Source organism: Neobacillus niacini (assembly GCF_019749295.1).
GTDB lineage: Bacteria > Bacillota > Bacilli > Bacillales > Cytobacillaceae > Neobacillus > Neobacillus niacini_D.
Genome location: NZ_JACWFG010000018.1, coordinates 40,858 through 51,773, shown reverse-complemented (window position 1 = coordinate 51,773; position 10,916 = coordinate 40,858). Strand labels below are relative to the sequence as shown.

At 39.1% G+C, this 10,916-nt stretch carries 11 protein-coding genes; 3 read left to right on the top strand and 8 right to left on the bottom strand.

Annotation, left to right across the window (positions count from 1 at the left end; translation table 11 throughout):
* Window positions 1-104: 104 nt before the first annotated feature.
* From H0184_RS21515 to H0184_RS21500, 4 genes are all read right to left on the bottom strand, one after another.
* Complete coding sequence (locus H0184_RS21515) at window positions 105-473, bottom strand: ArsR/SmtB family transcription factor (RefSeq protein ID WP_221828299.1); 369 nt, start codon at window positions 471-473, stop codon at window positions 105-107.
* Window positions 474-893, bottom strand: a complete 420-nt coding sequence (locus H0184_RS21510; protein ID WP_221828297.1) for an SRPBCC family protein — start codon at window positions 891-893, stop codon at window positions 474-476. It lies immediately after the preceding gene.
* Between the two features lie 194 nt (window positions 894-1,087).
* Window positions 1,088-2,074 carry a bile acid:sodium symporter family protein gene (locus H0184_RS21505; RefSeq protein WP_221828296.1) on the bottom strand — a complete coding sequence of 329 codons (987 nt, stop codon included), beginning with the start codon at window positions 2,072-2,074 and terminating at the stop codon, window positions 1,088-1,090.
* A gap of 16 nt (window positions 2,075-2,090) precedes the next feature.
* Entirely contained in the window at window positions 2,091-2,420 is a 330-nt protein-coding gene (locus H0184_RS21500; protein WP_221828294.1) for a rhodanese-like domain-containing protein, read from the bottom strand.
* A 188-nt stretch (window positions 2,421-2,608) separates the two neighbouring features.
* Here H0184_RS21500 and liaG point away from each other — a divergent pair, with 188 nt between their 5' ends.
* Both liaG and H0184_RS21490 read left to right on the top strand, forming a co-directional pair.
* The gene (liaG, locus tag H0184_RS21495) at window positions 2,609-3,457 is read left to right on the top strand and encodes a LiaG family protein (protein ID WP_221828292.1); all 849 of its coding nucleotides are present in this window, start codon (window positions 2,609-2,611) and stop codon (window positions 3,455-3,457) included.
* A 110-nt stretch (window positions 3,458-3,567) separates the two neighbouring features.
* Entirely contained in the window at window positions 3,568-3,957 is a 390-nt protein-coding gene (locus H0184_RS21490; protein ID WP_221828290.1) for a hypothetical protein, read from the top strand.
* Between the two features lie 46 nt (window positions 3,958-4,003).
* Here H0184_RS21490 and H0184_RS21485 read toward each other — a convergent pair whose 3' ends face one another.
* Window positions 4,004-6,235 carry a sensor domain-containing protein gene (locus H0184_RS21485; protein WP_221828288.1) on the bottom strand — a complete coding sequence of 744 codons (2,232 nt, stop codon included), beginning with the start codon at window positions 6,233-6,235 and terminating at the stop codon, window positions 4,004-4,006.
* A gap of 188 nt (window positions 6,236-6,423) precedes the next feature.
* Here H0184_RS21485 and H0184_RS21480 point away from each other — a divergent pair, with 188 nt between their 5' ends.
* A complete protein-coding gene (locus H0184_RS21480) occupies window positions 6,424-7,776 on the top strand; it encodes an MATE family efflux transporter (RefSeq protein ID WP_221828286.1) in 1,353 nt (450 codons plus the stop codon).
* 315 nt (window positions 7,777-8,091) lie between these two features.
* Here the strand turns inward: H0184_RS21480 and H0184_RS21475 are convergent, their stop codons facing one another.
* The 3 genes from H0184_RS21475 to H0184_RS21465 are packed head-to-tail and all read right to left on the bottom strand — an operon-like array spanning window position 8,092 to window position 10,890.
* Window positions 8,092-9,060 (bottom strand): sugar phosphate isomerase/epimerase family protein, encoded by a 969-nt coding sequence (locus H0184_RS21475; RefSeq protein ID WP_221828284.1) that lies wholly within the window; start codon window positions 9,058-9,060, stop codon window positions 8,092-8,094.
* Window positions 9,061-9,082: 22 nt separating this feature from the next.
* On the bottom strand, window positions 9,083-10,111 hold the full coding sequence (locus H0184_RS21470) for a Gfo/Idh/MocA family protein (RefSeq protein WP_221828281.1): 1,029 nt from the start codon (window positions 10,109-10,111) through the stop codon (window positions 9,083-9,085).
* A gap of 14 nt (window positions 10,112-10,125) precedes the next feature.
* Window positions 10,126-10,890 (bottom strand): sugar phosphate isomerase/epimerase family protein, encoded by a 765-nt coding sequence (locus H0184_RS21465; protein ID WP_221828279.1) that lies wholly within the window; start codon window positions 10,888-10,890, stop codon window positions 10,126-10,128.
* Window positions 10,891-10,916: the final 26 nt, after the last annotated feature.

Genomic DNA, 10,916 nt, shown 5'->3' with positions numbered 1-10,916 from the left:
TCATGGGTATGAAGGACAAATCTCCAATCTCCTCCATTCGTTTTGTCCTTCATCCATCACGGCTTTGAAAGATATAGATTCTTAGTCAGCAAAAAGACCGGCAATTATTTTTGCCGGTCGTCTTCTCGTTCTATGATCCCAATTGCATGATCGCTTGGGTTTTCAACGATATGTTTAAGGATTGAAAGCTTGTTTTCCCAGAACTTTTCGTAGAAGGAAAGCCATTGTTTAAGTTCGGTTAACGGCTCGGGATGCAGCCGGTAGATTTTTTCTCTTCCTACCTTCTGTCCACTGACTAATTCAGCTTCCGAGAGGACTTGAAGGTGTTTAGCAATGGCCGTTCGGCTCATGGGAAAATGTGCCGTTATTTCTGAAATCGGTCTCTCTTTTTCTGCGAGGAGTCTTAATACTTCTCTGCGGGTTGGGTCAGCGATTGCTTGAAAGACATCATGCTTTTGTGCAGAGGATGACACTTAGCTCTCCAAAAGCTGACGAAGCTTTTCAACAATACCCGCCCAGCCATGAGCCATGCGCTCACGAATGACAGAAGCTTTCTCACCAGCTTTTCCAACAATTTCATCCGCTGGCTTCCAACCGCCATGGATAACAGTAAATTCCGTCTTGCCATCAACCTCTTTTAAAACAAATGATAAAAACCATCCATCTGTATCCCAAGTAAACGAAAGAGTATTAGGAGGATTGAATTCAGTCACTTTACAAGGTGAAGGTCCAAATGGAGATTGAATATGAAATTCATAGCCCACTTCTGGCTTAAAGTCATTCGGCATGAACCAAGCTGCAATACCTTCTGCAGTTGATACCTGATCCCATACCTTTTGAATAGGTGCGTTAATGACAACACTTTGTTTAATATCTTGTAATGTATTTTGCAAGAGCTTCTCCTACTTTCATCTTTTAATATAAAACCATTTTGTTTCACTTTCTGTATTATATAAAACCATTTGGTTTCATGTCAATGAATTTTTCTTCCTTTACTTTGCCCCAAAATCGAAGATTAACAATCGAAAAAGGACACTTCGAATGAAGTATCCTTAAGAGAGCCGGTTATGAAATGACTGGGTGCTAGTTAGAATCCTTTACTTTTATTAGCGCCTTCTAGGTCTATAAGTATCGTGCTCTTGTTATAGTATCTTGCTAAAAAATGTCCTGTAAAAGAAGCAAGTATCTGCTGGAACAGCATACCAACAACTACCGGAACTGCCACAGCCGGCGGAAAATAAGTGACAGCAATTACAGCACCTGCACTTATATTTCTCATTCCACCCGAGAAGGTCAAGGATACAATAGTATCACGATCACTTCTAATTAATTTACCAATGAAAAATGAAAACAGATAACCTGTGGCTGCAATGAAAAATACCACAAGTATGATACTAATTAACTTAAAATTAATATTCTTTAAATAAGGCGCTATAACTGCACCGTTGAGCATGACAACAATTCCGATGCTGATTTTAGAAAAAGGTGCCAGCGTTGTACTCAACTTTTTTGTTACATCGCCTTTTAAAAATTGATTTAGCAGCATTCCAACAATTGAAGGCAGTACAATCATTCCAACTAAGCCTTTCATGATTCCAACAATGTCCATTTCTATTTTTTCACCGATTAGTAATGAAAGACAATAAGGAACAATCAACGGTGAAAGCAGTGTATCAATTAAGATAATGGATAAGGTTAATGGAATATTTCCTTTATAGATTGAAACCCAAATAAAGCTCGTTATACCAGTAGGAATGGCCATGCCTAACACAATACCGGTAATGGTAAATATATCGTCTTGGAAAGTAATATGCCCGACACCCCATGCCCAAATTGGCATGAGTATGTGTAATAAAATCATGGCAGCAAATATCGGCAGAGGATGTCTTACCACATCTGATAATGATTTGAAATTAGAGTTCAAACTGCCAGCGAATGTCATGAATGCAAATATCCAAGGGATTAAATAGGAAAAGTCCTGTATATAGACAGAAAGTAATACACCCAATAAAACACTCGAAGGAGTGATTAAAGGCATTACTTTTTCTAGTTGTTTATTTAACTTCTGCAGCATATTGCTTCTCTCCAAGCTATTTTCTAGTTTCTTTCCAAGCCGTAAGGCCGCCTTCTAAAACTTCAACTTGATAGCCCAGACCGTCAAGTATTTTAGCACACTTTTCTGCAGAATTTCCTGTGGTACAGGTAACTACAATTGTTCTATCCTTCGGTAATGCTGAAAGCTCTGCCCCATCTTTAAGTTCAAATATTTCCGTTTTCGGTATATTAAAACTCACCACTTGAGATGACTCAATATGAAAATGAGTATATTTTTCTTCAGCACGAACATCTAGAACCACTACCTTTTCTTCTCCTGCAATTCTATCCTGAAGTTCATTTGGGCTGATTTTTTTGTATGCCACTGTCAACACCTCCATTTAAAAGAATATCACATATATTATATTTCGATAATCGAAAAAGATAAAGCTTAGGTAATATGGTTATTATCCGTACGCCTCAAGTCTTAGAGATAATTCATTCTCTAGTTCATTGGTGCTTAATGGGAATTCCTTTATGATTAATCTATAAGAATGGAAGGGCAGGGATTTATATGAAGAGAATTGTGATACTCCTACTAATCATCACTGGATTATATATTGTTTTTAATCAGTCATTCCAATTTGATGGTTTTGCAGCTGGAGGCAGTAAGGATGGGCGGGCACCGCTATCAAATAACATCGAAACCATTGATATTAATGTGGGAGGAGTAAAAACAACGATTATTCCTGAAAACCGTGATGATGTTGAAGCCATTTTAACAGGGAAAGGCTCGCTCATTGTGAAAGAAACAGGCAGCAGATTAGTAGTTGAAACGAAAAGGAAAATGTTTAATTGGTTCTCCTTCTCTGAAAAAAGGCAGCTTAATATCTATATTCCTGAAGATTATAACGCTGATATGAAAATTCAGATTGGCTCAGGCAGTTTAAATTTTTCTGGGGAATCAATGAAGTTGGATGAACTTTCTTTGGATATCGGTTCTGGAAATGTAAGTTTGGATCATATAGAAGTGAATGAATTTATCCATGATGGTTCTTCTGGCAAGGTTACAATCGACACATTGGTTACAAAAACAGGCACTTTTGACCTTAGCTCTGGAAATTTAGAGATTAACCATTATACCGGTGCCTTTAATGCAGAAGTTTCATCTGGAAAGCTTTCACTCCAAATAGATAAATTAAATAATCCTATAGATATTGACCTAAGCTCAGGGAATGTGGACCTTGATTTGCCTGACAATGCGGATTTCACTCTCGATGGGGAAGTGAGCAGCGGAAATATCTCGAGCGAGTTCCCTTTAACCACTACTGAGACTGATAATAAAAACTTAAAGGGCATACATGGTTCTGGGAAAAGTAAAATCAATATCTCTGTTTCAAGCGGAGATGTGGATATATACTAATTGATTCAGCGTTTGGGTTTCCAAAAATCCAAACGTTTTCTTATGTAACCAATCTAGTCAAAGTCCCATAAGGTATATTGCCGTGTTTTTTAAATGGAAGGAGCGTTATAATGTACTATTACCACTATCCATATCCACCGCAGCCACAGCCCCCTGCTTATCCAGGTTACCCATACAATCAGACTATGGCTAGACAATACCCGCAGGTGGATGTAAATATATTTACAAAGTCCATTAAGTCTTATCGGTTATTAATGGACCAAGGCAGTATTCTTTTGGACCGATTAGGCGACCCAGGTTTCGACGTTAAGTTAATGAGTGCTGCACAGAAGGGTAATAAAGTAGAAGTAGATAAGTTAATTAAAACGATCGGACTAAAAGTGCCTGTGGAGACGAAGTATACGCCAACTGGTGTTACCTTTGAACTAACAGCTCATCCTGATCCCAGCAGTCCCATGTCCTGCTGTACCTTAACCGTACACATGAAATGGGGAAACTAAAAGACCTTCCATCGAAGGTCTTTTTCACCTATAGGAGGCCCAAATCCTAAAATATAGGGACACTGCCTTTTAATAAAAATTCTTCCAGCTTGTGCGCAGGTAATGGTTTACTATAGTAATATCCTTGACCAATTTGACAAGCATTTTGCGTTAAGAACTTAACCTGCTCTTCTGTTTCAATCCCCTCTGCAATAACAGTGAATTTTAAATTAACCCCCATATCAATGATGGTTTTCACCATCATTCCTTGATTTGAATGATAGATTATGTCATCAACAAAAGACTTATCAATCTTAATTTTATCAATGGGAAGGTGTTTCAAGTAACTTAAGGAGGAATATCCAGTACCAAAGTCATCCACTGATAATAGCACACCTAACTCCTTTAATTGATTCAAAATAATGGTGGAGTTTTCAAGGTTTTGCATAAGGCTTTCTGTAATTTCCAGTTCTAAATAATTTGCCTCAAGCCCTGCTTCCTCTAGCATTTCCGTAATAAAACGGATAAAATGCTCATCCTGAAACTGTCGGACAGAAACGTTTACTGCGATAGGAAAATCTTCATATCCTTCATCTTTCCACGCCTTCCTCCGTTCACATGCCTCTCTTAATATCCATTTGCCCAGCGGCACAATAAGACCCGTTTCTTCTGCAAGCGGAATAAACTCAGAAGGCGCGATATAGCCATATTCAGGGTGGTTCCAACGAATTAATGCCTCCACCCCGACAATATTTCCTGTACATAAATCTAGCTGAGGCTGATAGTGGAGAGTCAGTTGGTTTTGCTCCATCGCTCTTCGCAACCAGTTCTCTAACTTCATTTTCCAAGTTGAAATACCATCAAGGTTATTGGAATAGAATTGATAATTATTTTTCCCGTGTTCTTTTGCCTGGTACATGGCGGTATCGGCATTCTTTATAAGTGTTTCTTCATCGCTTCCATCCATAGGATAGATACTAATTCCGATACTTGGAGTGACAAAAAATTCTTCACTGTTCACTTCGAAAGGATAGGAAAATTCATTAAGAATTCGTTTAGCCACTTGGGAAGCCTTTTCCTTGTTCACATCTTCTAGGACAATGATAAATTCATCCCCGCCCTGGCGAGATACCAGCCCCTCATTTTGAACTGCTTTCTCAAGCCGGTCTGCAACCTTTTGAAGAATGATATCACCGACAGAATGACCTTTGGTATCATTAATAATTTTAAATCGATCTAAATCTAAGAATAGCACTGCGTGTTTTTTGTGCTCTTGCCGGTGCAGGATCTCATTAAGATGTTTCCTAAATTGATTACGGTTGGGTAACATGGTTAACGTATCGTAGAAAGCCATGAATTTAATTGTTTGTTCTGATTTCTTCCTTTGGGTAATATCTCTGCCCACTACCTGAATAGCAAAACGTCCTTCGTATAGAATGGCCCTTGCTGCCAATTCAACATCAATGCTTTCACCATCTGTTCGCCTAACTTGGAATTCAAAAGTATGTCTCTCTTTTTCCGATTTATCAGGTGAAAATACTTTACTTTTTATTAAGTCTGTAATTTGAGCAGGAACATAATTCTTAGCCGATTGACCAATCACTTGCTCCTGGCTCTCGGCACCAATTAATTTGCAGCCAGCCTCATTGATATATTCAATTCTGCCATCATGTACTACAGCAATGATATCTGGTGACATTTCGACTATGCTTTGATAAAGACCTTCACTTTCTTTCCGGTCCGTAATGTCAAATAGTACACTATTAAAATCAACAAAATCTCCTTTTGAATCAAAGGTAGGAATTCCTCTATCCTGAATCCAGCGGACTTCGCCATCCGGACGAATAATACGATAGTGGCTGGTGACTGTTTCGCCCGCTGCTAATTTCTTTTCTCTCTCTTCTAATACATACAAATCCCCTGGATAAATAACCTCTTTCCAAAGGTTTGAATCTTCATAGAAACTTTCAAGCTTACGGCCGTATAATTTTTCAATTCCAGGAGTTATTAAAAGAGTATCAGTCTTTAAATCATGTGACCAAATGGCAACATCCAGCGTATCAAATATATTTTTCATTTTCTGCTGATCTTTAGTATATTCATCTGCCTTCTTATCAAATTCTTTAATTAAGAAGAATAAGAATCCTAAGGCAGCGAAAGTAACAATAGAAACGATATTACTTACTATTTCAAAAGAATGATAGAATTCCGGATTAAAAAAGTCGATAACTTGTATAAGGACAAATATACCAACAATGAGGATTAGCAAAAACCTATATAAGCTTCTTTTCAGTTTCATTTTTTCCCCCATTTTAGTATTGTTATAGTTTAAAAATAGCAAATTCAAGGCTTGATAACAATCTTATTATTTTTCCATATGTGATTCCCTTTTTTGGAAAAACTTATCAACCTGAAGTTTCTATTCCTATATCACTCTTAAAGTAGTAAAATAAAACATTATTTTATTAAAACTGATTGGAGAATATCGTGGAGGAACAAAAAAATAACTATCAAGAGCAGACTCTTTTCAGTATTACTTGGCCGCTGTTTATTGAACTATCACTTCATATGGGGATGGGGATTGTGGCTACACTGATGTTAAGTCAATACTCCGACCAAGCAGTAGCGGGTGTTGGGGTTGCCAACCAACTGTTAAATATCTTTATTTTAGTTTTTAACGTCACCTCTATTGGGGCAACTGTTTTAATCAGTCAGAACCTTGGTGCTGGAAAACTTCAGCGTGCAAGGCAATTATCTTATTCCGTATTCGGATTGAATTTCTGGTTTGGTGTATGTATTGCGATCATTGTTTTTATTTTTGGAGAACAGCTTCTTCGTTTGTATGATGTTCATGGTCCGGTCTTTGACTACGGGCTTACCTTTGTACGTATATGTGCACTTTCACTCTTTTTCGAATCACTTTCTCTCGCTTTAAGTGCAATTCTTCGCAGTCATGGGTACACAAAGGAATCAATGATGGTTACTATTTTTATGAACTTAATCAGTATTGGCGGGAATATCATTGCCACTACCGGAATCTTCGGGCTGCCAATTACAGGTGTAACGGGTGTATCCTGGGCCATCTTTGCAGCACGGGCTTATGCGGTTTGTGCTCTATTGTATTTACTATACAACAGACTTTCTTTAAAAATCGTCATCAAGGATATTTTTAATGCAAAAAAAGAAGATATCCGAGAATTGCTCAATATTGGAATTCCGTCAGCAGGGGAAAATCTCTCCTACCAATTATCCCAAGTGGTTATTACTAGCTTTGTAGTATCAATGGGTACCGCCTCATTGGCTGGTAGAGTATATATCTTAAATATCAGCATGCTTTGCTTTTTGTTCACCGTTGCGATTGCTCAGGGAACTCAGCTTTTGGTAGCACGTTATATTGGCGGGAAACAATATGACCGCGCCTTAAAACGGGGTATTCGTACTCTAAAAATCGCTATGTTTGCATCAACCTTTGCATCACTCATTATTGCCTTCGGAGGAGATTTTGTCTTAAGTGTATTCACAGAGGACCCTTCCATTATTATGGTGGGTCTGCCGGTTTTATGGGCCATTGTCTTCGTTGAGCCCGGAAGAGCAATGAATATCGTCTTGATGAACTCATTAAAATCCGCAGGAGATGTTCGTTTTCCAGTGGTAATTGGAATTATTTCCATGTGGGGAGTCGCTGTATCCCTGAGTTACTTACTAGGAGTGCATTTTGGTTTGGGACTTTTAGGCATATGGCTTGCCCAAGGGGCCGATGAGTGGCTGCGCGGCTGTTTTGCCTTAAAACGCTGGCTTAGCAAACCGTGGGAACGGTTTGCTAAAGCTGTGATAAATTAAATCAAATGAAGTAAAAAACAGAAGGGACGCGCAGTCCCTTCTGTTTTCATTTTTTAGAGAGTGATGAGAGCCCCTTTACTTATAAAAAGTGAAGAAGTGGTCACTCATAAGAGCGATGAGAGCCCGTAACCTGCTAAAAAGGGCAGAAGCCGACACTCATAAGAATGATGAGAGCCCGTAACCTGCTAAAAAGGGCAGAAGCTGTCTCTCATAAGTATGATGAGAACCCGTAATCTTATAAAAATAGCAAAAGCGGTCACTCATAAACTACAAAAAAACAGAGGGGACCCTAAGTCCCTTCTGTTTTTGTTTAGCCTATACCCACCACATTTGAGAAACAGGCTCTTCAATTAAAATAGATTTCAAATTGGTCACGGCACGTTTAAACCCTTCATCTATCGACATGATTGGATCTTCATGCTCGATGCTGACTACATAATCATAGCCATATGTACGAAGCGCACTCATCATGTCTGACCAATCTTTTAAACCATGTCCACAGCCTACTGAGCGGAATGTCCATGCCCGCGTTTTTACTTCCCCGTAAGGCTGCATATCTGTTAGTCCATACATATTTACATTTTCTTGGTCAATGTATGTGTCTTTCGCATGGAAATGGTGAATGGCATTTTCTTTTGCTAATATTTTGATTGCAGCCACTGGGTCAATTCCCTGCCACCACAAGTGGCTTGGATCTAAATTTGCTCCGATTGCGTCACATGTCTGCTCACGCAGTTTTAATAGAGTATATGGAGTATGCACTAAAAATCCACCATGAAGCTCAAGTCCAATTTTCACGTTGTGTTCCTGCGCATATTGTCCGACTTCTTTCCAGTAAGGAATTAACTTTTCTTCCCACTGCCACTTTAGCACATCACCATATTCGTTCGGCCATGGTGTGACTGGCCAATTTGGATATTTTGCACCCTCATGGTCTCCTGCGGTACCGGAAAAACAGTTAACAACAGGCACATTTAATAACGAAGCAAGCTTAATCGTTTTTAAAAGTGTTTCATGTGAGCTTTTAGCAAAGCCCTCTTCAGGAGAAATAGGGTTACCATGACAACTAAATGCACTGATTGTCAATCCACGGCTCTCTACTTGTTGAAGGTATAGATTACGAGCTTCTTCACTCTCTAATAACCCATCCAAATCACAATGGCTGTTTCCCGGATAACATCCTGTACCGATTTCCACTGCATGAAGTCCAGCTTCTTTGACAGTATCCAGCATTTCCTCAAAGGACTTTTCTGCGAATAAAACGGTAAAAACTCCTAGTTTCATAACTTTAACCTCTCTCTCAATATTATCTTACTCTTACAATTTGCTTCGTTTCATTGGACTCTAACGCTGCCAAAATAACCTCCAATGATTTCATGCCTTCCTCACCGGTGACAGGCACCTCATGACCCTCTATTACAGCAGCAGCAAATTGATCAATGACACGAGAATTATTTTGTCCTCCGGCCTCATTAGACTGAATTTTGCCAAGCTGATAATTTACTATTTCTCCGTTAGCATATTGAACGACAAGTGAATTTACAGGGTCGTCCTCTAAACGAAGGATTCCTTTTTCCCCATAAATAATCGTTGAGTTATCTTCCTTGCCCTTATAAGCCCAGCTGGCAGCAAGTGTTCCGATGATTCCACTCTCAGTTTTCAATACACAAACAGCATTATCATCTACCGTTGCGAAAGCCTTTGCATTTGTTTCAACAAAAGCTCCTACTTCTGTTATTTCCTCACCCAGCACATAGCGAAGTAAATCGGTCTTGTGGACACCTAGATCACCCATAGCTCCAACAAATGCTTTCTCTTTTTCAAAGAACCAGCTTTCTTTACCATCTATACTCCAGCCTTCTGGTCCTCCGTGTCCGAATGCGGTACGGAAGCTATAAATTTTTCCAATATCACCGCTCTGAATTAACTGATGTGCTCTTTGATGGGATGGTACAAATCGCTGATTATGAGCAATCATCAGCTTTTTACCATTGGCTTTTGCTGCAGCAACCATCTCTTCTGCTTCTTGTTTTGAAGTTGCCATTGGTTTTTCACAAAGGACATGAAGTCCAGCATTTAAAGCAGCAATTGATACGGGTGCATGGAGATAATTTGGTGTACAGACGCTGACTGCATCTGCTAAACCGCTGCTGACTAACTCTTCATAGCTTGTAAAAGCCTTAGCTCCATACTTTTCAGCTGTGGCTTGGGCACGTTCTCCGTTGATATCACAGACAGCGACTATTTCAACATCTTTATTCCTTTGGTATTCAGGTAAATGACGATGGATAGCAATACTGCCGCATCCAATCACACCCACTCTTAATTTAGTCATTCTTATCCCTCCAATTAAATACTTTTCATAAGTTTTTGTTTTAAGTAGTTGATACTAATTTCGATACTTTCTAATGGTGTAAGGCGGCTTACATCCTGCTCAATAATCCACCACTGCACACCAGCCTTTTCTCCATAATCCAAAATTGACTCAATATCCACTCCGCCTGTTCCAAGCTCTGCAAAAAATCCTTCTTCATCCAAGGTCATATCTTTTAAGTGGATCAGCGGAGTTCGATTTTGATAGCGTTCCATCCAGTCAACCGGCTTTTCTCCAGCTTTTGTGAGCCAGTAAACATCCAATTCAGCTTTTACATTCTCAGGACGTGTTTTGTCATAAATGTTTTCAAGGGCCATTCTTCCGTCGGACAACTTAATCAGTTCAAAATCGTGATTATGATAGCAAAGAGTTATCCCTTCATTACAGCAGATTTCACCTGCATGGTCTAAAAATGGAATAAGTGCTTTATAATCTTCCTCACTTCGAGAATCAGGCATTAAATAGGGACAAACCACATATTGACAGCTTAATGTCTTTAAATCCTCGATAACCAGATAGAGATTATTCTTTAATTCATCAAGAGGGATATGGCACGCCACTGCTTGAAGGCCGATTTCATCAATCAATGCCTTAACCTCGTGAACGGGCAATCCTCCAAAACCTGCAAATTCAACACCATCAAAACCAAGCTCTTTCACTTTTCTTAATGTACCAGCAAAATCCTTTTCACTTTCTTCACGCAAAGTGTACATTTGTAAAGCGACTGGTATGTTTGTCAACGTAAGCCCTCCTTTGTATGACATTA

Coding starts and splice junctions, on each gene's coding strand:
- H0184_RS21505 (WP_221828296.1), bottom strand. CDS start 2,074: ATGCTGCAGAAGTTAAATAAACAACTAGAAAAAGTAATGCCTTTAATC.
- liaG (WP_221828292.1), top strand. CDS start 2,609: ATGAAGAGAATTGTGATACTCCTACTAATCATCACTGGATTATATATT.
- H0184_RS21490 (WP_221828290.1), top strand. CDS start 3,568: ATGTACTATTACCACTATCCATATCCACCGCAGCCACAGCCCCCTGCT.
- H0184_RS21485 (WP_221828288.1), bottom strand. CDS start 6,235: ATGAAACTGAAAAGAAGCTTATATAGGTTTTTGCTAATCCTCATTGTT.
- H0184_RS21475 (WP_221828284.1), bottom strand. CDS start 9,060: ATGAAACTAGGAGTTTTTACCGTTTTATTCGCAGAAAAGTCCTTTGAG.
- H0184_RS21470 (WP_221828281.1), bottom strand. CDS start 10,111: ATGACTAAATTAAGAGTGGGTGTGATTGGATGCGGCAGTATTGCTATC.